General features: G+C 54.5%; 21 protein-coding genes and 1 tRNA gene. 13 read left to right on the forward strand and 9 right to left on the reverse strand.

The window, feature by feature from the left end:
* Nucleotides 1–2: 2 nt before the first annotated feature.
* Nucleotides 3–2,864 (reverse strand): isoleucine--tRNA ligase, encoded by a 2,862-nt coding sequence (gene ileS, locus RHJ31_RS05190; protein ID WP_302677612.1) that lies wholly within the window; start codon nt 2,862–2,864, stop codon nt 3–5.
* A gap of 90 nt (nt 2,865–2,954) precedes the next feature.
* Here ileS and ruvX point away from each other — a divergent pair, with 90 nt between their 5' ends.
* Nucleotides 2,955–3,410 carry a Holliday junction resolvase RuvX gene (ruvX, locus tag RHJ31_RS05195; protein WP_149819291.1) on the forward strand — a complete coding sequence of 152 codons (456 nt, stop codon included), beginning with the start codon at nt 2,955–2,957 and terminating at the stop codon, nt 3,408–3,410.
* 41 nt (nt 3,411–3,451) lie between these two features.
* Here ruvX and RHJ31_RS05200 read toward each other — a convergent pair whose 3' ends face one another.
* Nucleotides 3,452–4,198, reverse strand: coding sequence for a hypothetical protein (locus tag RHJ31_RS05200; protein ID WP_206200139.1), 747 nt, complete (start codon nt 4,196–4,198; stop codon nt 3,452–3,454).
* Between the two features lie 140 nt (nt 4,199–4,338).
* Between RHJ31_RS05200 and RHJ31_RS05205 the strand changes: the two genes are divergently transcribed.
* Entirely contained in the window at nt 4,339–5,505 is a 1,167-nt protein-coding gene (locus RHJ31_RS05205) for an aminotransferase class V-fold PLP-dependent enzyme (RefSeq protein WP_302677613.1), read from the forward strand.
* A 36-nt stretch (nt 5,506–5,541) separates the two neighbouring features.
* Here the strand turns inward: RHJ31_RS05205 and RHJ31_RS05210 are convergent, their stop codons facing one another.
* The 6 genes from RHJ31_RS05210 to RHJ31_RS05235 form a co-directional block, all read right to left on the reverse strand.
* Nucleotides 5,542–6,162, reverse strand: coding sequence for a hypothetical protein (locus RHJ31_RS05210; protein ID WP_302677614.1), 621 nt, complete (start codon nt 6,160–6,162; stop codon nt 5,542–5,544).
* 148 nt (nt 6,163–6,310) lie between these two features.
* The gene (gene purN / locus RHJ31_RS05215; RefSeq protein ID WP_310821574.1) at nt 6,311–6,952 is read right to left on the reverse strand and encodes a phosphoribosylglycinamide formyltransferase; all 642 of its coding nucleotides are present in this window, start codon (nt 6,950–6,952) and stop codon (nt 6,311–6,313) included.
* Nucleotides 6,942–8,177 (reverse strand): S41 family peptidase, encoded by a 1,236-nt coding sequence (locus RHJ31_RS05220; protein ID WP_225901568.1) that lies wholly within the window; start codon nt 8,175–8,177, stop codon nt 6,942–6,944. The genes purN and RHJ31_RS05220 overlap by 11 nt, the downstream gene beginning before the upstream one ends.
* A gap of 94 nt (nt 8,178–8,271) precedes the next feature.
* Nucleotides 8,272–10,056 carry an iron uptake porin gene (locus RHJ31_RS05225; RefSeq protein WP_302677616.1) on the reverse strand — a complete coding sequence of 595 codons (1,785 nt, stop codon included), beginning with the start codon at nt 10,054–10,056 and terminating at the stop codon, nt 8,272–8,274.
* Nucleotides 10,057–10,331: 275 nt separating this feature from the next.
* Nucleotides 10,332–12,014: a DUF3685 domain-containing protein gene (locus RHJ31_RS05230; protein ID WP_206200134.1), complete on the reverse strand. Its 1,683-nt coding sequence runs from the start codon at nt 12,012–12,014 to the stop codon at nt 10,332–10,334.
* Between the two features lie 91 nt (nt 12,015–12,105).
* Entirely contained in the window at nt 12,106–12,693 is a 588-nt protein-coding gene (locus tag RHJ31_RS05235) for a Uma2 family endonuclease (protein WP_206200133.1), read from the reverse strand.
* Between the two features lie 243 nt (nt 12,694–12,936).
* Between RHJ31_RS05235 and RHJ31_RS13235 the strand changes: the two genes are divergently transcribed.
* The 8 genes from RHJ31_RS13235 (at nt 12,937) to RHJ31_RS05270 (ending at nt 18,007) form a co-directional block, all read left to right on the forward strand.
* Complete coding sequence (locus RHJ31_RS13235; RefSeq protein ID WP_206201689.1) at nt 12,937–13,008, forward strand: PQQ-binding-like beta-propeller repeat protein; 72 nt, start codon at nt 12,937–12,939, stop codon at nt 13,006–13,008.
* A 34-nt stretch (nt 13,009–13,042) separates the two neighbouring features.
* Complete coding sequence (locus RHJ31_RS05240) at nt 13,043–14,044, forward strand: hypothetical protein (protein WP_206200132.1); 1,002 nt, start codon at nt 13,043–13,045, stop codon at nt 14,042–14,044.
* Between the two features lie 93 nt (nt 14,045–14,137).
* Nucleotides 14,138–15,289: an NAD-dependent epimerase/dehydratase family protein gene (locus tag RHJ31_RS05245; RefSeq protein ID WP_181494710.1), complete on the forward strand. Its 1,152-nt coding sequence runs from the start codon at nt 14,138–14,140 to the stop codon at nt 15,287–15,289.
* Between the two features lie 13 nt (nt 15,290–15,302).
* Nucleotides 15,303–16,139: a sulfurtransferase gene (locus tag RHJ31_RS05250; protein ID WP_302677617.1), complete on the forward strand. Its 837-nt coding sequence runs from the start codon at nt 15,303–15,305 to the stop codon at nt 16,137–16,139.
* Nucleotides 16,140–16,169: 30 nt separating this feature from the next.
* On the forward strand, nt 16,170–16,766 hold the full coding sequence (locus RHJ31_RS05255) for a DUF3611 family protein (protein ID WP_206200130.1): 597 nt from the start codon (nt 16,170–16,172) through the stop codon (nt 16,764–16,766).
* Between the two features lie 24 nt (nt 16,767–16,790).
* A complete protein-coding gene (gene pyrF / locus RHJ31_RS05260) occupies nt 16,791–17,495 on the forward strand; it encodes an orotidine-5'-phosphate decarboxylase (protein WP_225901567.1) in 705 nt (234 codons plus the stop codon).
* Between the two features lie 53 nt (nt 17,496–17,548).
* Nucleotides 17,549–17,620: transfer RNA gene (locus RHJ31_RS05265), tRNA-Val, on the forward strand.
* A gap of 54 nt (nt 17,621–17,674) precedes the next feature.
* Nucleotides 17,675–18,007, forward strand: a complete 333-nt coding sequence (locus RHJ31_RS05270) for a hypothetical protein (protein ID WP_206200129.1) — start codon at nt 17,675–17,677, stop codon at nt 18,005–18,007.
* On the opposite strand, the gene glmU is transcribed toward RHJ31_RS05270, so the two are convergent.
* Complete coding sequence (gene glmU, locus RHJ31_RS05275) at nt 18,004–19,353, reverse strand: bifunctional UDP-N-acetylglucosamine diphosphorylase/glucosamine-1-phosphate N-acetyltransferase GlmU (RefSeq protein ID WP_302677618.1); 1,350 nt, start codon at nt 19,351–19,353, stop codon at nt 18,004–18,006. The genes RHJ31_RS05270 and glmU overlap by 4 nt on opposite strands.
* A 190-nt stretch (nt 19,354–19,543) precedes the next feature.
* Here glmU and RHJ31_RS05280 point away from each other — a divergent pair, with 190 nt between their 5' ends.
* From RHJ31_RS05280 to RHJ31_RS05290, 3 genes are read left to right on the forward strand one after another with little or no spacing between them, the layout of a single operon-like run.
* Nucleotides 19,544–20,272 (forward strand): HpsJ family protein, encoded by a 729-nt coding sequence (locus tag RHJ31_RS05280; protein WP_206200127.1) that lies wholly within the window; start codon nt 19,544–19,546, stop codon nt 20,270–20,272.
* Nucleotides 20,273–20,309: 37 nt separating this feature from the next.
* Nucleotides 20,310–21,479 carry a SpoIID/LytB domain-containing protein gene (locus RHJ31_RS05285; RefSeq protein WP_302677619.1) on the forward strand — a complete coding sequence of 390 codons (1,170 nt, stop codon included), beginning with the start codon at nt 20,310–20,312 and terminating at the stop codon, nt 21,477–21,479.
* Between the two features lie 52 nt (nt 21,480–21,531).
* The gene (locus RHJ31_RS05290) at nt 21,532–22,170 is read left to right on the forward strand and encodes a histidine phosphatase family protein (RefSeq protein WP_206200125.1); all 639 of its coding nucleotides are present in this window, start codon (nt 21,532–21,534) and stop codon (nt 22,168–22,170) included.

The following is a 22,170-nucleotide window of genomic DNA, read 5'->3' on the forward strand; positions in this document are numbered from 1 at the left end:
ATCTAAAACATCCCTTCTAGGGCGGCTTGACAGCGATCGCACAACTGGGGATGCAAGGCCGATTGTCCCACACTTTCAGCATAATTCCAGCAGCGGACGCATTTCTCACCCTTGGCATGATCGACGCCAATCCACAGCCCTTCCTCTTCTAGGACATAGGGCACGTCAACGGCATGGGGTTGTGCCATGATCGCCACTTGGGAAACCAAAAAGAGATAGCGCAATTCATCCACCCCATTGCCACTGAGGGCATCACTGGGATTCATCTCCGTAAGGCGATCGCGCCACTGTGGATCGGCAACATAGAGCCACACTTTGGCTTCCAAAGAGGAGCCAATGAGCTTTTCGGCACGGGCCTGTTCGAGCACCTTATTCACCTCTAGGCGTAGTTGCCGCAGGCGTTGCCACTCACTGGCTAGCTCCGGATCCTGCCACTGGGCAGGAAGCTGTACCCAGCCGCTTTGAAAAACCGAAAGATAGGGGGTTTTGAAGGGCAAATGCTGCCAAATATCTTCGGCTAAATGGGGAAGCACTGGGGCAATAGCACGGGCGAGGTTTTGAACGGCAACGGCCAGAACCGTTTGACAACTGCGCCGGCGATCGCTCGCGGCAGCACTGATGTACAACCGATCCTTGGCAATATCGAGATAAAAGTTCGACAGATCAACAACACAAAGATTTTGAATCGTTTGGAAAAAGCGATAGAACTGAAAGCTATCAAAGGCCGCCGTTACTTCGCTGAAGACTTCATGCAGCCGATGTAGCATATAGCGATCCAAGGCGGGCAGTTGGGCATAGGGAATGGCATCTTGATCGGGGTCAAAGTCGTGAAGATTCCCCAAAAGAAAGCGAGCCGTATTGCGAATCTTGCGATAGACATCCGCCAACTGCTTGAGGATATTTTTACCAATGGGGACATCATTGGCATAGTCCACGGAGGACACCCACAGGCGCAATACATCGGCACCATAGGCAGGGTCTTGCTTTTGGTTTTTGCCCCCCTCAATCACTTCGCGGGGATCCGTGACATTGCCGAGGGACTTGCTCATTTTCCGTCCCTGCTCATCGAGGACAAAGCCGTGGGTGAGGACTGCTTTGTAGGGGGCTTGGCCTTTAACGGCAACCCGTGTTAACAATGAGGATTGAAACCAGCCGCGGTGTTGGTCAGAGCCTTCGAGGTAGAGATCCGCCTGTTGATCGCCGAGAACCGCCGCCCAAGAAGAGCCAGAATCAAACCAGACATCCATCGTATCGGTGCCCTTTTCGTAGCGATCGGCTTGATCTCGTAGGGATTCAGGCAGCAATTCCGCAACGGAGAGTTCCCACCAAGCATCAGACCCGCGATCGCGAATAATGGCTTGCACATGGGCAATGGTTTCTGCCGTCAGCAGGGGTTCCCCCGTGGCTTTGTCATAAAAGACGGGAATGGGCACGCCCCAACTGCGCTGCCGCGAAATACACCAATCGGAACGCTCCGCCACCATTGCCGTAATGCGGTTTTCCCCTTGGACAGGAATCCACTTCACCTCGGCGATCGCCCTGAGGGCGGCATCGCGAAAGCCTTCAACGGAAGCAAACCACTGCTCTGTGGCGCGGAAGATGGTTGGTTTTTTCGTGCGCCAGTCGTAGGGGTACTTGTGGACATAGGGTTCTTCCTTGAGGAGGGCGCCACACGCTTGCAGTGCCGCAATCACCGCCTCATTCCCTTCCTTGAGGACATTGAGACCGGCAAATTGTCCCGCTTCTGCTGTAAAGCAGCCATTTTCATCCACGGGCGACAGGATTGGCAAGCCATAGCGCTGACCCACCGCATAGTCCTCTAAGCCATGGCCAGGGGCCGTGTGAACCAGACCCGTCCCCGATTCAGTCGTGACATAATCGCCGCCAATGACAATTTTGCTCTCGCGCTCAAAGAGGGGATGGCAATAGCGCCCATTTTCCAAGTCAGCGCCTTTGGCGGTGGCCACCACCTTGAGCGTACAAGCAAGGGTTTGGCTAAGGCGCTCCACCAGATCCTTGGCCACAATCAAATATTTGTAGCGGGCACTGGGTTTGACTTCAACAAGGGCATAGGTGAGATCCGGATTGACACTCACCGCCAAGTTGGCCGGAATGGTCCAAGGGGTTGTCGTCCAAATGGCAACGCCTAATTGGCCGAGGGCTTTGTACCACGATTTGGCTAGCCCTTGGGGCAGTTCGATCACTTCAAAGGCGGCATAGAGACTGCGGGAGGTGTGGCCTTCGGGATATTCCAGCTCGGCTTCGGCGAGGGCGGTTTTAGAACTAGGACTCCAGTGGACGGGCTTGAGACCGCGATAGATGTAGCCCCGCAGCACCATTTCGCCAAAGACACCGATTTGGGCGGCCTCGTAGTCAGGGGTGAGGGTCAAATAGGGGTGCTCCCAGTCGCCCCAAACCCCATAGCGTTGAAAACTCTGCTTTTGCTCGGCCACGGTTTTGAGGGCAAAGGCCTTGGCCTGTTGGCGGAGGGTCAGGGGGGTTAGCTGCGCACGCTGTTCGGGTTTCAGGTTTTGCAGTACCTTGAGTTCAATGGGCAGGCCGTGGCAATCCCAACCGGGGCGGTAGTGAACCTTGCGTCCCCGCAGCAGTTGATACTTATTGATGATGTCCTTGAGAATTTTGTTGAGGGCATGGCCAATGTGGAGAGCGCCATTGGCGTAGGGGGGGCCATCGTGGAGAATAAAGACCTCACCCGGATTGGTTTGCTGCAGCGTTTCATAAATTTGATGCTGTGCCCAAAAGGCCTGTAATTGGGGTTCCCGTGTGGCTGCATTTGCCCGCATTTCAAAGGTGGTTTGGGGCAGGTTGACGGTGTCTTTGTAGTCGGGGGTCGCGTCAGTCATGGGTGGGTACAGCGGGGTATGATCGTTGGAGGGCAAGAAAAAATCGGGAATGGATTCAATTGTAGGAGAACTGTTCTTATTCACTCAAGGATGATTTCCGTTCTAGGTTTGGATCTGGGGCGCAAGCGCATTGGTGTGGCAGGGTGCGATCGCTTGGGGCAGTTGGCCACGGGCATTACAACCATCCAGCGGCGGAATTTTGCCAGTGATGTGGCGCAGCTTCGCCAGATTTGCCAAGAGCGAGGGGTAGAGAAGTTAATTGTGGGCTTGCCCTACACCCTCGATGGTCAACTGGGTTCCCAAGCCCGGCAAGTGCAACATCTAGCGGAAAAAATTGGCGCGGCCTTGAACTTGCCCGTGGAATATATGGATGAGCGACTCACCTCATTTCAGGCGGAAGAGATTCTCAAACAGCGGCGGCGATCGCCCCGTCACCACAAGGACTTAGTGGATCAAATTGCTGCTGCCCTCATTTTGCAACAATGGCTCGATGCCCGTTCTCAAGCCGCAAAAGCAACACTGGCACCCGCTGATCCGCAGCTATAACGGAGGCTCAAAAGTTGTCTGCTCAAATTCTTGGGCACGGGCTACCATGTGCGGGGCTGAAACTGCGCATCATTGAGAATCGCCACCCCATCTCCCGACTGCGCCAACACAAACAAGCCCTGCCGATAGGCATAGCGAGCCACCTCAGGGGGCACGATCATCCCTGCCACCGCTCCCAAGAGCTGGGTGTCTCGATACTGGTGTGCCAAACGACGAAATTTCGCGATCCGCTCTAAATGCTCATCCACATCCCCTTGGCTCAGTTTGGTTTTCACCTCGACGAGAACCGCTTGATTGGTATTGACGACTAGCAGATCAATTTCTAAACTCTCATTGCCATCTTGGAGAATGACATCGCTGTAAAGCTGAGAGACGGCAATGCCGCGACTCTGAAATAGGCGCAGCACGGCGGGGCGCACCTGCCATTCCACAAATTCCCCAAGGCGATTGCCCAGTTTCCCCAGTTGCTGATTGAGTTGGCGCGCTTCTTCCCGCAACAAGCGTTCCGTTTCTTGAAATCGCCGATCCGTCTCTTGAAATCGCCGATCTGTCTCTTGAAATCGCCGATCTGTCTCTTGAAATCGCCGATCCGTCTCCTGAAATCGCCGATCCGTTTCTTGGAAGCGGCGCTCTGTTTCTTGAAAGCGGCGCTCTGTTTCTTGAAAGCGGCGCTCTGTTTCTTGGAAGCGGCGCTCTGTTTCTTGGAAATGGCGTTCGGTTTCCTTTTGAGCTTCTAACAGCTCCCCTAGTAATCGCCAAACGTCATCAGGAGTGTATGCCTTTGTCATGACTTAATTGACAGGATTAATTTACCGAGCCGTGCTTGCAAGTGCCGCCCCTTGAGTGGGGGAATGAAAAGGGGACTTGCTACAGCTTTATCTTAAATCCTTTGCGGTAGCATCTATCTATCGCTCTGCAATCACTATCGATGAACCTAGAGACACTGCGCGCCTACCACGACACCTACCCCGCCCTACTGAATAAGATCTACCTCAACTATGGGGGACAAGGGCCGCTGCACCAAGACACATGGCAGGCCATCATCCAGAGCGATCGCCACATTCAAGAGGAAGGCCCCTTTGCCAATCGCGTCTTTCCGTGGCTGAGCCAACAACTGCAAACCCTGCGGCAAGAACTGGCACAGCTTTTGGGGACGAGCGCCGAGACCATTGCCCTCACAGATTCTGTAACCACTGGCTGCAATATCGTTCTCTGGGGGATCAACTGGCAAGCGGGCGATCGCCTGCTGATTTCTAACTGTGAGCATCCGGGGGTAGTGGCGATTACCGAACAATTGGCGCGGCGGTTGGGGGTGGTGGTGGATCGGGTGGCCTTTTGGCCTTGGTGTGACGATGAGGTGGCCGCCATTGAAGCCCAACTCCATCCCCGCACACGCTTGGTCGTCCTCAGTCATTTGCTGTGGAATACCGGGAAACTTTTGCCGTTGGAGAAAATTGTTGACCTTTGCCACCGTCGCGGCATCCAAGTCTTGGCGGATGGTGCCCAAAGTGTGGGTATGGTACCCCTCAATTTACCCGCCTTGGGGGTGGATTACTATGCCTTTACGGGGCACAAGTGGTGCTGTGGCCCTGCGGGGCTGGGAGGGCTGTACATTCGACGCGATCGCCTAGCCACATTGGAACCCACCTTTATTGGCTGGCGCGGCATTCACCAAACCCGTGATGCCCAACCGGCAGGCTGGAAGGAGGATGCCAGTCGCTTTGAAGTGGCCACAACCGCCTTTTCCTTGGTACCGGGGTTAACCACTGCCCTGCGGGTGCATGATCAATGGGGGACTGCCCAAGCGCGATATGAGCGCATTTGTGAGCTGAGTCATTATCTTTGGCAACAGTTACAGGGCATGGTGGGTTTGACCTGCTTGAGTCTCGTGCCGCCGCCGTCGGGCTTGGTGGCCTTTCAGTTAGCTAATGGTCAGCATCGCCAATTGGTGCAAGACCTTGAGGCAGAGAATATCTTGGTGCGGGAATTGCTCTATCCTGCCTCGGTGCGAGCCTGTGTGCATTACTTTACGCTGCCGCAGGAGTGCGATCGCTTTGTTGCTGCCCTCAAACACTGGCTCCAGAATCATCCTTAGGACGCTTGAGAATTGAATTAGAGCGATTAGAGTCACCTACCATGTACGGGGCTGAGACTGCGCATCGTTGAGAATCGCCACCCCATCTCCTGATTGCGCCAACACAAACAAACCTTGCCGATAGGCATAGCGAGCTACTTCAGGGGGTACGATCATTCCTGCTACGGCGCCCAAGAGCTTGGTGTCCCGATACTGGTGTGCCAAACGACGAAATTTCGCGATCCGCTCTAAGTGCTCATCCACATCCCCTTGGCTCAGTTTCGTTTTCACCTCGACGAGGACGGCTTCATCAGTATTGACGACTAGCAGATCAATTTCTAAACTCTCGTTGCCATCTTGGAGAATGACATCGCTGTAAAGTTGAGAGACGGCAATGCCCCAACTCTGAAATAAGCGCAGCACGGCGGGGCGCACCTGCCATTCCACAAATTCCCCAAGGCGATTGCCCAGTTTCCCCAGTTGCTGGTTGAGTTGGCGCGCTTCTTCGCGCAGCAAGCGTTCCGTTTCTTGGAACCGTCGGTCAGTCTCTTGAAATCGCCGATCCGTTTCTTGGAAGCGGCGCTCTGTTTCTTGAAAGCGGCGTTCGGTTTCCTTCTGAGCCTCTAATAGCTCCCCCAATAACCGCCAAACATCTTCAGGGGTGTATGCCTGCGTCATGACTGGATTAACAATTGCTCACGGATACATCCCCAATCCTAATCCGAATCAATGCTCCCCACTGAGAAAAGGATGCTGACGCAATTCCCAAGCCAATCAGAAAAGCGGGTGGACCCTCGCCCTGAGAGATCCTTCTATTGGCCAAGGATCAGCAGGAAGCTTGTGATTGCCGCGCGGCAATGTCGGCGATCGCCTGCTTGAGAATGCGGTGTTCCTGGACTTGAATGCGGGCGTGGAGGGTGGCGGGTGTATCATCGGGGAGAACGGGCACTGCTGCTTGGACTAAAATTGGGCCACTATCCACTTCCTCTTCCACCAGATGGACGGTACACCCAGTAATTTTCACACCTGCTGCCAAGGCCTGCTCAACAGCATGCAATCCCCGAAAACTGGGGAGCAAACTGGGGTGCAGGTTAATTACCCGCTGGGGGTAGGCATTGAGGAGGACAGGCGTCACAATCCGCATCCAGCCCGCCATCACTACCCACTCGACCCCATAGGCTTTGAGGGTTTCGACAATGGCCGCATCCAGACTTTCACGGCTGGGGTAGTGGCGATGGTTGAGGAGGACACTGGGAATCTGCCACTGTTTGGCTCGCTCTGCCACAAAGGCATCGGGATTGTTGTAGATCAGAACTTGAATCTGGGCAGCCAATTCGCCTTGGGCGATCGCTTCGGCGAGAGCAGCAAAGTTGGAGCCATTGCCAGAAGCTAAAACGCCTAACCGCAGGGGATGGGGCGCGGGCGCGATCGCTGGAGCAGAAGGGACAACAAGAGCCTCACTGGACATGACGGGCATTACTGATTTTAGTGCTCAATAATTCTAAGGCCTTGGCCACCATTGGATCCGTGGGTCGTGCCACCAAGTTGGGATTGAGCCGCAATTCCAGATCACTACTGGGATCGACCGTCACCAGTACATCGGGGGTGATCCCCCCTGCGGCAATATCGCGACCCTTTGGCGTCAGATAACGAGCTACCGTTACCACGAGGGCAGAGCCATCCCCCAGTTCATGAACCGCTTGAACCCGCACCTTGCCAAAAGTTGGTGTCCCCACCACGGTTGCGCGCCCCTGATCCTGCAAAGCACCGGCTAAAATTTCACTGGCACTGGCAGAGGCCTGATTTACCAAGACCACGAGGGGCAACTGACTCAAGGCGCGTTGGCGGGCACGAATCGTCTCTTCTCGCTGGTTTTGCTGAATGCGCACAATCACCCCAGAATCGAGCCATTGGCGGCTAATTTCAATGCCGGCTTCTAGGAGTCCCCCCGGATTGTGGCGCAAATCCAGAATGAAGCCTTGAACTTTCTCCCGTTGCAGGATTTGGATCGCCGCTTGCATCTCTTGTTGGGAGCGGCTATTAAAACCACTGAGGCGGATGTAGCCCACCCGAGGATGATTCAGAACCTGAAAATTCACTGTACGCGGAATTTCACCGGCGCGGGTGAGTTCGACACTAAAGGGTTGGGGTTTACCCTCACGGCGCACCAGTAGGCGCAACTGACTCCCCGCTGGCCCTCGCAACGCCAGATTGGCTCGCTCCAAGGTCAGGCGATCGCTCCCCCGACCGTTAATGGCCAGAATTTCATCTCCCACTTTCAAATTCGCCTTGGCAGCCACTGACCCCGCTTGGATTGCCTGAATGCGAAAGAGTTCCCCCGACTCCACGAGGGTGAGACCCACATCCACCTGCTGGCCTTGGGTTTGCAGGAGCAGTTGACGGTACGCTTGGGGCGGCAGAAAGCGGGTATAGGGATCATTGAGGCGGACAAGGGCTTGCTGAATCACCCGATAGGCGGCCTCGCGATCGCCATAGGGTTGGGAGAGCAACTCCTGACGAATGGCCTGCCAATCCAGACGATTGAAACTGCGATCCAGATAGCTTCTGTAGATAATTTGCCACGCCTCATCCACCAAAGCCTTGGGAGCATCCTTGAGCGTACTGGTGCCCCCCAGTGCTGACGGCATTCCCAATAGTGCAACACCGACGCCGAGAATTGCCCAGTATTTCACCCCACAAATCCATTGACAACGCCTCGCCCCTATTCTATCGTCCCCACATAAAAAAATCCCCCTCACAGGGAGGGGGAAACAGGTCAGTGCGGATTTAGAAGCTAAAGGTTGTCCGCACAGCGCCAACAACAATGGGGTCGTTGTTTGAGTTACTGTTGGGGTTGAAGATGGCAATCACCCCAGGGGTAATCGAGATATTGCGACTCACCGCAAAGCGGTAGAAGCCCTCTAGGTGATAGGAGTTAAAGCGCGTGTAACTTCCATCGCCAAGAGCAGAAGGGACGTTTGTGATGCTAATAAGCTGCGGGGGCTGGCCAAAAACAAGACCTAGCAGATCTCCCTTCCGCCAGAGGTCAGGGGAAGCAAAGGTAATGGCCCAGTTGACAATTTCAGCCTCACGGCGGCCACCTGTTAGAGCAGCGCCTCGAACACCATAAACATTGGCATACCCTGCCCAGCCCGCAACATTCAACTGCTTGATCGGGCGATAGGTAAACTGAAAGCCCACCGCATCCGCTGCTTGGTTAGGCACGTTGCTACTACCTGCATCCGTCAAAGGGTCTGCCGCTGAGCGGAAACCAGAGCTACCTGTTCCCAGAAAGGGATCAAGGCCATAGGAGTGGGTGTAGGTCACCCCTAAGGCGAGGTTTTTAATGGGGCGCACATCCACCTGAGCCAAAGCAGCATAGGCACCATCAAAGAAGCCATTGAGGCCAGTGTTCGTGCCTGGATTAGGGTCGTTGGCAAAGGGTGCAAGGTAGCCCACATTGAGAGTGACGCCGGTGCCCCGTTCTTTATTTTGGATGAGGTCGTACTTAAAGGTCACACCCGCAGCATTGGCAGCACTTCCTGCACGGTAGATGGGATGGTAACGCCCAAAGCGAGAGAGGGCACCCGTATCACTGGATTGGAGGAAGGGGTTGAAATTGTTGACATTGTCGTTGAACTCACCCCCCACAAAATCTAGGATCATTTGACCGCGACGGGTCACTGGAAAGCTGTAGAAGGCTTTTTGCAGTTCAAATTGGTTATTATTATTGCCATCATAGCCAAGGCGCCCCATATTGGTGCCCATCAATCCGGCATAACTAGTAATATTAGCTGCTTGCAAGCGCAACCGTAGGCGATCCTTGCCATAGAAGCTGGTATCGAGGTTGAGACGAACGCGGGAATTGGCAACGGGGTTGGTATCCTGTACTGGTTGTGGGCCAGGAGCGCCAGGACGTAGTGCCTGCTTGTTCGTCAATATATCGGAGACGTTGAAGATAACCGTAGCGTTGAGCTTAGTGAGGGTGGCAAATTGAGTGGCTTCGAGGTTGGCAACGCGGCCTTCAAGGTTGGTGACGCGGCCTTTGATCACGGCGAGTTCATTGGCAAATTCCTGCATCAGGCGGCGCAGGGTTTCAAGGTCTTCCTTGGTGGCAAAGCGATCGCTAATTACATCGAGGCAGGCATTCAAAGCGGCTGCCATTTCATAACGAGTAGCTGCCCGATTCCCACGGAAGGTGCCATCGGGATAACCGGCAATACAGCCGTATTTCTCGACAAGAGAGGCCAAGGCTTGATAGGCCCAATCGGTGGGGCGCACATCCGAGAGTTGGCTAACGGAGGTCACTTGACCCATGCTCGATGTCGTGGCGGCACGCCCCGCTTCTAGTTCGGCCACTGAGGGCACAGAGAGGTTGCTGCGGCGATTTTGGGCAACAAGTGTCGTGCTGGTGGGCAGTGTGGTTAGGGATTCAGTACCAGCAGTAGGGGTTTGAAACTGAGTGCTACTGAAGTTGGTCAAAGAGGTATCAGCGGCTGTCGCTGCACCTGCCAGCACACCCAACAATAAAGCAGGCGAGGCCAAAACCAACCCCGGAAAAATGCGGGACATAACGTCTTACTCCTTCACTCCTCAATGAACTTGTCCTAAAGAACGAGTCCCTAAGACAGAATTCTCCTTCAATTATTGATCCTACTGAGATGCTCGCTAAAGTTATTCATCTGCCAGCAAGCTGAGCTATCAGGCTTTCTTACAGAGGCTTTAGCACATCTCATAGAAACTATCCCCAAGGGGCAGAGATAGTTACTTACCAGCCAGATTTTAACACCGTGTTCGTTGGCTTAAGGTTATCTCAAGGTTAGGAGCCGTTTAAGAATTAGGCCAGCTCAAGGTTTGGATGAGGTTTTTTGAGCTTCAGAGCGACTCCAGCCACTGCTAACGGATTGACCAATTCCCTGCAAAATGCCGCGGCCAATCAGCCCCAAACCACGACCAATCACCTGCGTCAGCAGATACACCACTCCCTTGCCGACCCAAGCCACCACTGCCCGTACTGGGGGGGCTAAAGCATCACGCGCCTCCAGCGCCAAGGTCAGAGCGTAGGGAATCCCCTCGAGTTGCATCAGTTCCTGTTGACGGGGGACGGTCAGCGCTAGTTCCTGAATTCCTCGCTCCGTGAGCCGCAGTAAGACCAAACGACTTTCAAAGATATCTTGGGGTTCCTTGACCCAGCGCCGCCAGCGGTAATGCCAAGAGAGGGCATTGCGAAAGCGTTCCATTTCCCGCGTTGAGGTGTATTGCGGCTGAAAAAATGTCTGTTGAATCACTGCACTATAGCAACACCGATTCAGCAGCGGATAGACAATGCCATTGGCGACAGTGAGCAACCAGTGATCGAGGAGGGCATCGAGGATCTCCAAGGCGGCAGCGGTGCCGTAGCGATAGGTCTGCTGATGGAGGGTGAGGGGCTGTTGCACCAGTAAATGAGCCAGCATCTCCGCCACAAAGGGGATTGGCTTCAGATAGACGCTGGCCACAGTTTCTCTTTCTGTGAGCAATTGCTCAATCAGGTCGGTGTCACTGCCGAGGGCAAAACGATAGGGACGAAAAAACTCCCGCAGGCTCTGTTCCCACAGGTCTTGCAGTAGGGAGCTACCCCGCTGGTGCAGAAATTCAATACTGGGTGGTGTTGCTTGTAAAGTGCGCACGAGGAGATCCCACTGCCGCAGGATGGTATAGAGCAGTTCCCGCCGCTGTTGTAGGGTGAGCACCTCTAACTCCAAAGGCCGCGACGTTAGGTTCAAGAGATCCGACTGCATCCGTTGTAAGCAGCGATCCACCAATTGGGAAATGATCTCAATCTGCGGACGCACGGGGGACACCACTGGCGCAGGAGGGGCTTGAGTTGGCTGTGGCAAGAAACGGGAGACTAACCAGCGGGCGGCACGAATTTCCCGATGGCGACCTTCACACACCAGCCGTTCGAGGGCAGAGAGGCGCGATCGCCCCAAGTACTGATCCAAAGCCTGTAACCACGCTTCCATTTCCCCCAATCCCTGCTGCAGAACCTGATACCGCCAACGATCCCACGGATTGGGAAAGAGCACACTCAAGGGGGGTTTTGGGGGCGTGACGGTGTGAACGATTTCCCCTTGGGCAATGGCCAGAATTGCCGCCAAGAGATCACTCAGCGCCGTATTGCGATGGTAAATGCCTTCGACACCCGCCTGTTGGGCAAGGGAAACTAACTCAAGGGCAGCGGGTCGGACAGTGAGAATTATCCGCAGGGCAGGATAGTGCTGCTTCAACCACTGCCACAGCCAAGGGGTAGTGGCATCATTCACTGTGAGTTGGGCATCACAGAGAACAATCCAAGGCGTGCGTTCTTGATCGAGGGGCGTGTTTTCCAGATAGGTGATCAGACCATGGCCATCGTGAAAGACCAGCGGCTCAATCCCCAACTGCTGCTGAATTCCTGTCCAAAGGCCAAGGCGCACCACATCCTCTCCCTCGACAATGATGAGACCAAAGTTGGGGGAGGCATCAGCAGTGATAGGGGACATCGACATTTGCGCAAGACTTAGTTGGGGTTGGGACTATTCAGATATTGACTGACAAGCCGCGCCATGACAATTTGCCATGACAATTAAGGAATTCTTTTTAGGACTCACCTAACTCAACGTCTGCATAGAGACCACTGAGTTTTAAGGAAGTCTGTAACGAGGGCAGTAGTAGTTCCTGCGTAATATCTTGCCAAATCGTGAGCAGCCATTGATATTCAGCCTGCCGCAAATATTGTTCAACACAGGGGCGATCTTGGCTAATCAGGAGATATTCTTGCAGGGTTGGAATCTGGCGATAGTCGAAAAATTTTGTCCCGCGATCGCGATCCGCTGTCGAAGGCGATAAAACCTCAGCAATGAAAATCGGCTGCATCACCACATCGTTGCGTCCCGCCACTAGGGGCACCGGCTTCGGCGTCACCATGACATCAGGATAGTAGTACGACTGCGTTTCCGGAATCCAGAGGCGTTGATCTGTGACAAAGACGCGGTAGGGCTGTCCCTTGAGTGCCAAACTCAACAGAACAGTTAAGGAACGAACCAACTCATTATGATTAACGCTGCCTCCGGGCATAGTGTAAAGTTCTCCTTGGCGATACTCATGGCGCTCCGTTGCCACCACTTCTTGAGCTAAGTAAGCTTCCGGAGTGAGGTACGTGACCGCTGGCTCCAATACTGTGGTCATCAGAGTTCCCGTCAACGCGATAGTTCAATCCTAAGCAATTCAACGCCCCTTTCTAACATATGGGGTACACGGTGAAATGTTCTTCTACTAGGGTTTTGAGCGTGGTCAATTCTTGGGACAGGGTCTGTCAGTGAAACGTCGCCAAATCAACCGCTTACTCCTCTGGGGAAATGCAGGCTTGGTAGCCAGTTTGACCCTCCGCTAATGGCGTGAAGCCCAAACGCGGGTTCCCGATGACAGCGAATTTCACCTGTTGTTTGGGACGGCAAGGTCTATATTGCCGCACGGGATGGTTATCTCTACTGTTTGGGATAGGCTATACTGCTGAAGCTGTGGTTTTCGCTGACCAATGGAGCCAACGCCTGACTTTGTTTTGCCCATTCCGGCTGCGGATACTCCCCTCTCTGAGGAGGAATTTCTTCAACAGGTGCGCCAAGCGTGGCAGGTGTGTGAGCGCTTTGATCTACAAACAGAGATCTGGCGGGGGCAAATTCTACGGGCGGTGCGCGATCGCTATCGCCATCAAGGGGATGAGCGGGGTATTGGCTTTCAGCAGTGGCTCCAGGAACATGAAATTAGTAAGCGCCGTGCCGATGATTTGATTCAGTTGGCCGATCGCGCCGATGAATTGCTCAAGGAACGTCCCCTGCCCCCCGAAGCCATTTCTCGCTTTAGTAAACGCGCCTTTTTGGAAACCGCCGCAGCGGATCCTGAGGTGCAAGCCCTGATTACCCAAGCCGCCGCAGCGGGCGATCGCATTACCCACCGTGAAGTGCGCCAACTCCAAGCGGAATGGACGGCTCTGCACTCTGATCTGCTACCGCCAGTGGTGCGCCAAAAGGCCAGCGATCGCACCCTTGCCCCCCGCTACGTTGCCCCCTTAGTCAAAGAATTAGAAAAGCTCCCCCCCCAACAGCAGCAGGAACTCTCCCAAGAACTGGCCAGCGATCCCAGTGTGGAAACGGTTAAGGAAATCACGGCGACGGCTCGCCAACTCAGCCGCTATCTTGAGGCCGCTCCCCAAATTCAAGCCCTCAAGACCCACCCTGTGGATCTGGAACAAGTCCTGATCGAAGCCCAGCGCCTTGAGCAACTGCAAACCGTTGCCGATCTCCTGCAGCAGGCCGCCCAACTGGAAAGCACCATTGCTCGGCTTTATACCACGTGGCAGCGCCTCAGCCATTTGAGCGATCGCCTCTACCAAGAATCGGGTGCCAGCACACCGCAATTACAAGCCCTATTAGAAGCCTTGGATTTTCTTTCTGGCGATATTGTGCAAATTGACTTAGCGGGACAAACCATTAAATTACATATCTTTTCTGAGAGTGAAACTCGCGCCCCCGAATTCTAACCCAATGGATCACCGATGTCCCCATTACTGGTAACGTGGTATGGAAGCCATTCAATGGCTGGCGGAGTAATTATCGATTTCAGCACGGTTAGCATGAGAGTCCTCGTAATTGGCGGTGATGGTTATTGCGGCTGGGCGACAGCCCTCTACCTTTCAAATCGTGGCCATGATGTGGCGATTTTGGATAGCCTGATTCGGCGCCACTGGGATGCCGAACTCTGTGTCGAGACCCTCACACCGATCGCCCCCATTCAGCACCGTCTGCAACGCTGGCAGGATCTCACTGGCAAAAAGATTGGCCTTTATATTGGCGATATTTGTAACTATCACTTCCTTGAGCGCGCCATGCTGGAGTTTCAGCCCGAGGCGATCGTCCACTTTGGCGAACAGCGCTCCGCCCCCTACTCCATGATTGACCGAGAGCACGCCGTCTTTACCCAAGTCAATAATGTTGTCGGCACCCTCAACCTGCTGTACGCCATCCATACCCACAACCCTGACTGCCACCTTGTCAAACTAGGCACGATGGGTGAATACGGCACCCCCAACATTGATATTGAAGAGGGCTACATCACCATTGAGCACAATGGTCGCAAGGATACATTGCCCTATCCCAAGCAGCCCGGTAGCTTCTATCACCTCAGTAAAGTTCACGATAGCCACAACATTCACTTTGCCTGCCGCATTTGGGGCTTGCGCGCCACCGATTTGAACCAAGGGGTAGTCTATGGCGTGCTCACCGAAGAAACGGGCATGGATGAACTGTTGATCAACCGCCTTGACTACGACGGTATCTTTGGCACCGCCCTCAATCGCTTCTGTATTCAAGCTGCCATTGGTCATCCCCTGACGGTTTATGGCAAGGGCGGGCAAACTCGCGGTTTCTTGGATATTCGCGATACCGTGCGTTGTATCGAATTGGCCGTTAACAACCCCGCCGCACCGGGTGAATTCCGCGTCCTCAACCAGTTTACAGAACAGTTTAGTGTCGGTGACCTTGCCCACAAAGTCCAAGAAGCGGGTAAAGCCCTCGGCCTCAAGGTGGAAATCCAGCACCTCGAAAACCCCCGTGTTGAAAAAGAAGAGCACTACTTCAACGCCAAAAACACCAAATTGCTGGATTTGGGACTGCAACCCCACTACCTGTCGGATTCGCTCCTCGACTCCCTGCTGAACTTTGCCATCAAGTACAAAGACCGGGTGGATGTTAATCACATTCTGCCCAAAGTGAAATGGCGCGCCTAAACCCACGGCCGCTATGACCCCCTATGCCGTAACGGCGTCTTGGTTGGCTGAGCATTTGGCCGATCCCGCAGTGGTGATTGTGGATTGCCGCTTTGACCTCATGGACATCACCCGCGGGCAACGGGAGTATGCTCAGGGGCACATTCCAAGAGCCTACTATCTCGACCTAGAGCAGGATCTCTCCAGCCCTCGGCAAGAGCGTGGCGGGCGTCATCCTCTACCCGATCCAGAGAAGTTGGCAGCACGGCTCAATCAAATGGGGATTACCCCAGACACCTTGGTGGTGGCCTACGATGATTCGCGGTTTGCCTATGCCGCTCGCTGCTGGTGGCTCTTACGTTGGCTGGGACACGATCGCGCAGCAGTGCTTGATGGTGGCTATCGCGCCTATGTCGAAGCCGGGTATCCGACAACCCCTGAGGTTCCCTCGCCTCGACCGGGCAATTTCCAGCCCCATCCTCATTCGCAGTGGGTGGTGGATCGGACTGGCGTGATGGCTGCTCAAGCAGATCCCCAAACGGTAATTGTCGATGCCCGCGAACCCCGTCGCTATCGCGGTGAAATTGAACCCATTGATCCGATCGCGGGTCATATTCCCGGAGCAGTGAATTATCCGTGGCAGGCCATCTCCGATGCACAGGGGCACCTGAAATCTGTGGCGGAACTGCAAGCCCACTGGCAGCCTTTGGCTGAGGCTGAGCAAATTATTGTCTATTGCGGATCGGGGGTAACCGCCTGTGTGGATATTTTGGGGCTGGCGATCGCTGGCCTGCATCAAACCAAGCTCTATGCGGGCAGTTGGAGCGATTGGTGTTCCTACTTGGCGGCACCTCATGACCGTTCGCTATGATCAAGCCTAAGCCCTCTTCCTCACCCGACCATGGAACGTCTTCCCAGTAATGCCCCCCCACCATCCCATCGAAGTACGACCCAACCTCTCCACCGTCTTGGCCGTGAACTGCAACGCTTTGGCTGGATTGGCTTTTGGACACAGGTCGTCCTTGGCTTTGTCTCGCTGTTGATTATTATCATTGTTATCTTTAGTCGCCAATTCAATATCAATCGTCCGCAAAATGGCATGAATAGTCCCACACTGGGCTTAGTGCTGGCGATTATTGGTCTAGTGTTTTTGGGCGTGAGTATTTACTGCTGCTATCGCTATCCGCAACTGGGACGACGCTTGGATCGCCCAGAAAAACGCCCGACCAAGGAGCACGTGATCCGCAGTTTGAATATTGGTCTCTGGGTAAATATTGCGGGCATGATTTTTACGGTGGCTGCCGCAGAGTGGAATGTGGGCATGTTGTTGCTCAAGGTGCTGTCGATTCCCCAAGGGGCGGCGGTCTATGCCACCAGTGTGCTGATTGAACCGTTGGAGATTTTTGTGATTCAGGCGAAGGTGAATACGATTGCCGCTCAGTTGACGGGTATTATTGTGGCGCTGTGGTTGTTGCGCTGTGTGCGCCGTCCCCTGTGAATCGTCTGAGGAGATCCAAGAGACTTGTTTAATTCTCAAGAGGCTGTTGCCAGCAAAATTATTGTGGCCTTGGATGTGCCCAATTTGGAGGTGGCGATCGCCACTATTCATACACTGCCCCAAGTGCAATTTTGGAAGGTGGGGCTAGAACTCTTTTGTGCCAGCGGGCCGATTATTCTCGATGTCCTCAAGGATCAGGGGAAGCGTATCTTTCTCGATTTGAAGCTCCACGATATTCCCAATACGGTGGCCGCCGCAGCCCGGGCGATCGCCCCCTATGGCGTGGACTTTGTGACTATCCATGCGGCAACGGGATTAGCGGGTCTGAAAAGCGCGCAGGCGGCTCTAGGGGGAAGCGCCACCCAACTTATTGGGGTGACCTTGCTCACCAGCATTGACGCAAACACCCTGCAGCAAGAACTCCAGATTCCCCTTGATCCGGCCACCTATGTTGAACGCATGGCTGATCTGGCCCATCAAGCGGGACTGGCGGGCATTGTCTGCTCTCCTCAGGAGGCGGCACGGGTAAAACAACGCTGCGGAGAGGAGTTCTTGAGAATTTGTCCGGGGATTCGCCCCCTTGGTACTGCCACAGGGGATCAAGCGCGATCGCTGACGCCCAATGCCGCCTTTGCTGCTGGTGCCTCTTACCTTGTGATTGGCCGTCCGATTTTACAAGCAGCGGATCCCGCCGCAACCTTTGATGAAATTTGCCGCAGCCTTGTTTAAGGCAATTTACAAAAACCTGCAATCCAAGATATGATTAAGAATTGTCTGAACTAGGGCGATTAGCACAGTGGTAGCGCACTTCCTTCACACGGAAGGGGTCACTGGTTCGAATCCAGTATCGCCCATTGCTTAGTTCAAGTTATAAGATGAACATAATCAGACGAGTTTAGGACTCTGCCATGAGTACCCCGATTCCGCCGATTCAGCTTCCCCCTTGTGGTGACTGCACTGCGGATGCGGCATGGTTGGAGGCAGCTCTTCTCGATTGGCTCAACACCGAGTATTTGCCAGAAGCTGTGAATCGAGCGATCGCCCAGCGAGCCGCCCAAGTGTACCGCCGTCAGCGGCTGGAAGGGGAGCATGATCTTGGCGGCATTCTCTTGGCTCTGGTCACGGAGTTGCAAGAGTTTGATTTTTCCCAAAGCTTCTATAGCGAGTTTGCGGTTGCTAATGCGGTGAGTGATCTGCTCCTGCGGCGGCTGGGCATTGAACCCTGCTGTGGGGCGGGCTAGGCTTTGGGGTGCCAGTTGGGCTTGACCACTTGACGACAGCGGGCAATGACAAGGGCATTAGCCGGTACATCTTCTGTCACCGTTGAACCCGCCGCCACCGTAACATTTTCGCCGAGGGTTACCGGAGCCACTAAAACACTGTTAGCCCCGGTCTTGGTGCCGCTACCGATATGGGTGGGGTGCTTGCGCACGCCGTCGTAGTTGGCGGTAATGGTTCCTGCCCCGATATTGACGCGATCGCCCAAGGTGGCATCGCCTAGGTAGGACAGATGAGAGGCCTTGGTGTCACTGCCCAACTGCGCTTTTTTTAGCTCGACAAAGTTACCAATGCGGCAGTGATCGGCAACCAGGCTTTGCTGGCGGATGTGGGCAAAAGGCCCCACTTGGGTATCATGGCCAATCTCACTGTCGCTAATCACGGCATAGCGAGCCGTTACCCGTTCGCCAATCACACTGTTTTCAATCAAAGTGCCGGGGCCAATGATGCTACCACTGCCAATACGGGTTTGGCCGCGCAGGTGAGTTTGGGGTTCAATCACCACATCGGGAGCCAGCTCCACGGTGTCCTCAATGGTAATGCTGGCCGGATCAATCAGGGTCACCCCCGCCTGCATCCAAGCAGTTTTGATGCGATTTTGCAGCACTTGATAGGCTGCCGCCAACTGCACGCGATCGTTAACGCCCAAAATTTCCTCATAGTCTTCCACGTCTACCGCCATCACAGGACTGAGGGCATTGACGGCATCGGTGAGGTAGTATTCCTGCTGATCATTGTTGGATTGGAGATGGGGCAACACAGCAGCCAGTTGGGGCCAGTGGAAACAATACACCCCAGCATTGATGCGGCGGTTTTGCTTTTGGGCTGTGGTGCAGTCACGGTCTTCAATAATTTGCTTCAAGATATTCTGACTGTCACAAATCACACGGCCATAGCCCTGGGGGTTGGGAATTTGTGCCGTTAAAATCGTGGCCGCATTGTTGTGTTTCTGGTGGACTGCGAGCAACTTCGCCAGCGTCTCCCCACGCAAGAGGGGCACATCGCCATTGAGTACCAAAAGATGGCCTTCATAGTCCTTGAGGTACGGCAAAAGCTGCTGTACCGCATGACCCGTTCCCAGTTGTTCGCGCTGCTCGACAAACTCCACATGGGGTTGATCCGCTAAGGCAGCCCGCACTGTGTCGCCTCCATAACCAATGATCACAAACTGCCGTTGCGGTTGCAGAGATTGAACTTGGTGCAAAACCCAGCCCACCAGCGATCGCCCACCTAGGGGATGGAGAACTTTTGGCAGCGAGGATTTCATCCGTGTGCCTCGTCCTGCCGCTAAGACTGCCACAATGACCATGGATTTGTTGTGCCTCAATGCGCAAAGGGATGGCGAACTAGCAATATCGGCGCCATGCACAATTGGAGTATACCAAGGTTGAGGTAGCCAAAGATAGCAGCGCCACAGGCGAGTCCATGCGTCCAAGATGAATCAACGACCCCAAAATCCAGTAAGGTTGATGCAGTAGTTGACGAGTCACTCACAGTCCATGACTGCTTCAAAATCAACCAAGCGACCTGTCCCCTTGGCGGCTCAGTTCCTAAAATTGGTGGGAATCATCCTGCTCCTCACCTTTTTGGTCGAGTGGAGCATTCTCTTTATTACTCCCCAGTTCAATAATAGCCAGTGGCAACTCACGGTCGTTAACCAATTCATTGAGCGCGGTGCCACCCCCTTGATTGGGTTTGTCTTTATCTACACTGGCTTTTGGATTCAAGCGGTTTCTGGCAGTACGACGCAGCCAGAGCCGGGGGAACCTGCCCTCAAGGATTGGCGATTTTGGGTCTTTGTCCTCTCGAGTTTGCTAGGATTGCTCTGCCTGCTGGGGATTCCCCTCTACCTATCGATTACGGGGCAAATTACGGAACAGGCGGTCAACCAAATCAATCAAGAGGCGGCACAGGCAGAAATTCGGGTTGAGCAGGAACAGCAGCAAATTAAACAACTGGCCAGTAGCGGTCAACTGGAGCAACTCCTGAAAAGCAATCAACTGCCCCCCGATCAACGAGCCCTTCTCGAGCAGTTACAAAAAGACCCCCAAGCCCTTGATAAACAAGCGGGTCAGGCACGGGAGCGCATCCGCAACCAACAACAGGAAGCGGTGAATCGGGCGCAACAGGAAGCCTTTGTGAATCGTCTCAGGGTAGGACTTCGTAGTTTTCTATTGGCAGTGGGCTTTATTACCATTGGTTGGAGTGGTCTGCGCGAGCACCGCTAGGGATCGTCACCATTGCCGCCTACTTGAGGAGTAGAATATGCTTTACTTCATTGTGCGTTGGCGTCTTCTGTCGCAGTCGCTGGGTCTCGGCTGCTTGATCAGCCTGCTGCTCCAACTGACGGCCGCAGCAGTGGAATTGCGGGTCGCGGTTTTAGATCGGGTACGCCAAGTAACAATCAGTAGCTCCACCCCAGCGCAATTACGGGATGAGGCGGGTCGGGTGCTGACAGTGGCATCGCAGCAGAATATTACGGCGGTCCTCACGGGGGCGGGGGTACAAGCAGGGGGTGTGCGGGGGCGGCAAGTTTTCCTCGAACCTCGAGACCATGGCCTCGTGCGGGTGGGCGATCGCTGGTATCGCGGGCGGTTGCAATTGGTGAGTACCAGTGAGGGGATTATCGCCATCAACCTCGTGGATTTAGAGGAATATCTGCCCAGTGTCGTGGGTAAGGAAATGTATCCCTCTTGGCCGCTGGAAGCCCTCAAAGCTCAAGCGGTGGCCTCCCGTTCCTTTGTCCTCTTTCGGCGCGATCGCGAACGCCGTCGTCCCGGTAGTCTTTTTGATGTCGGTGCCACCGTCACCCATCAGGTGTATCCGGGGGTCAGTTCAGAAACCGCCAGTACCCTAGCTGCCGTTGCCGCCACACGCGGTCAAGTGCTCACCTACAATGGCCAAATCATTGAAGCCGTCTTCCATGCCTCCTCAGGGGGTCACACCGAAAATTCAGAGCACATTTGGCAAAATGCCGTTCCCTACCTGCGCGGTACCCCTGACTTTGACCAAATCTCCCCCAACTTTCAGTGGACGGTGCGTTTCACGGCGGCACAACTGCAACAACGCCTCCCCGGTATTGGTACCATCGTTGGCTTTCGCCCCTTGCAATTGACTCCCCAAGGGCGAGTCATGGCAGTGCAAGTGGTGGGCACAGCAGGTAGCCGCACCATTTCAGGTAGTGAACTACGGCGGGTGTTGGGATTGCGCAGTACCCTACTGACGATTACGCCAGAGTATGGCAACGTGGCCAGTCAAAGGGGGCAAAGTGTGCCAGTGGCCTTTACAATTACTGGCCGGGGTCACGGTCATGGCTTGGGCATGAGTCAATGGGGGGCTTACGGTATGGCATTACAGGGCTACACCTACGACCAAATTTTGGGGCATTATTACCAAGGCGTTACATTGAGTGTATTGGACACGACTCAGCGTTGACGAGCTTTGTGCCCCTCGACTATGCTGCCCCTAGCGGTATGGGGTGAAGGTTGTGGTCTTAACACTCTATTTCTTGCGCCACGGGCAAACTAGCTTTAGTCGCGCCAATGCCTACTGTGGAGAACTGGATCCACCCTTAACGGATGCCGGTCTAGCGATGGCTGAGGCCTTTGCCGAACACTATGCTCAGTTGCCTTGGCAAGCCGTCTTTGTCAGTCCAACGTTGCGCACTCGAACCACGGCACAGTTTTTGTGCGATCGCGTGGGTCTTCAAATGCAGGTTCGCGATGGTCTGCGGGAAATTTACTATGGTCAGTGGGAAGGCCTCTCCCCGGAAGAGGTGAATGCCAAGTTCCACGATGATTATGTGCGCTGGCTGGCGGATCCGGGCTGGAATGCGCCCACAGGGGGTGAGCGGGGGATTGACATCTACTACCGCAGTAATGCCGTTCTCTTAGAAATTGAGCGGGAGTATCCCGACGGCAATGTTCTGCTGGTTTCCCACAAGGCCACCATTCGGATTATGCTCTGTGGTCTTCTGGGTATTGATGTGGGACGATTTCGCGATCGCATTGCTGCCCCAGTAGCCAGTGTCAGTATTGTCGAATATACCTCCCGTGGGCCATTGCTCCTTGCCCTTGCGGAGCGATCGCACCTGAGTCCCGAACTGCGGCACTTGCCGGGCACCTAG

Origin of the sequence: Thermosynechococcus sp. JY1331 (assembly GCF_031583475.1) — a bacterium.
GTDB lineage: Bacteria > Cyanobacteriota > Cyanobacteriia > Thermosynechococcales > Thermosynechococcaceae > Thermosynechococcus.

Bases quoted from the DNA above. Each gene is read 5' to 3' on its own strand.
- RHJ31_RS05245 (WP_181494710.1), top strand. From the start codon at position 14,138: ATGAGAGTCCTCGTAATTGGCGGTGATGGTTATTGCGGCTGGGCGACA.
- RHJ31_RS05230 (WP_206200134.1), bottom strand. From the start codon at position 12,014: ATGTCGATGTCCCCTATCACTGCTGATGCCTCCCCCAACTTTGGTCTC.
- RHJ31_RS05205 (WP_302677613.1), top strand. From the start codon at position 4,339: ATGAACCTAGAGACACTGCGCGCCTACCACGACACCTACCCCGCCCTA.
- RHJ31_RS05250 (WP_302677617.1), top strand. From the start codon at position 15,303: ATGACCCCCTATGCCGTAACGGCGTCTTGGTTGGCTGAGCATTTGGCC.
- purN (WP_310821574.1), bottom strand. From the start codon at position 6,952: ATGTCCAGTGAGGCTCTTGTTGTCCCTTCTGCTCCAGCGATCGCGCCC.
- RHJ31_RS05210 (WP_302677614.1), bottom strand. From the start codon at position 6,162: ATGACGCAGGCATACACCCCTGAAGATGTTTGGCGGTTATTGGGGGAG.
- RHJ31_RS05235 (WP_206200133.1), bottom strand. From the start codon at position 12,693: ATGACCACAGTATTGGAGCCAGCGGTCACGTACCTCACTCCGGAAGCT.
- RHJ31_RS05255 (WP_206200130.1), top strand. From the start codon at position 16,170: ATGGAACGTCTTCCCAGTAATGCCCCCCCACCATCCCATCGAAGTACG.
- RHJ31_RS05240 (WP_206200132.1), top strand. From the start codon at position 13,043: ATGGAGCCAACGCCTGACTTTGTTTTGCCCATTCCGGCTGCGGATACT.
- RHJ31_RS05270 (WP_206200129.1), top strand. From the start codon at position 17,675: ATGAGTACCCCGATTCCGCCGATTCAGCTTCCCCCTTGTGGTGACTGC.
- RHJ31_RS05225 (WP_302677616.1), bottom strand. From the start codon at position 10,056: ATGTCCCGCATTTTTCCGGGGTTGGTTTTGGCCTCGCCTGCTTTATTG.
- RHJ31_RS05285 (WP_302677619.1), top strand. From the start codon at position 20,310: ATGCTTTACTTCATTGTGCGTTGGCGTCTTCTGTCGCAGTCGCTGGGT.
- glmU (WP_302677618.1), bottom strand. From the start codon at position 19,353: ATGGTCATTGTGGCAGTCTTAGCGGCAGGACGAGGCACACGGATGAAA.
- ileS (WP_302677612.1), bottom strand. From the start codon at position 2,864: ATGACTGACGCGACCCCCGACTACAAAGACACCGTCAACCTGCCCCAA.
- RHJ31_RS05200 (WP_206200139.1), bottom strand. From the start codon at position 4,198: ATGACAAAGGCATACACTCCTGATGACGTTTGGCGATTACTAGGGGAG.
- RHJ31_RS05280 (WP_206200127.1), top strand. From the start codon at position 19,544: ATGACTGCTTCAAAATCAACCAAGCGACCTGTCCCCTTGGCGGCTCAG.
- ruvX (WP_149819291.1), top strand. From the start codon at position 2,955: ATGATTTCCGTTCTAGGTTTGGATCTGGGGCGCAAGCGCATTGGTGTG.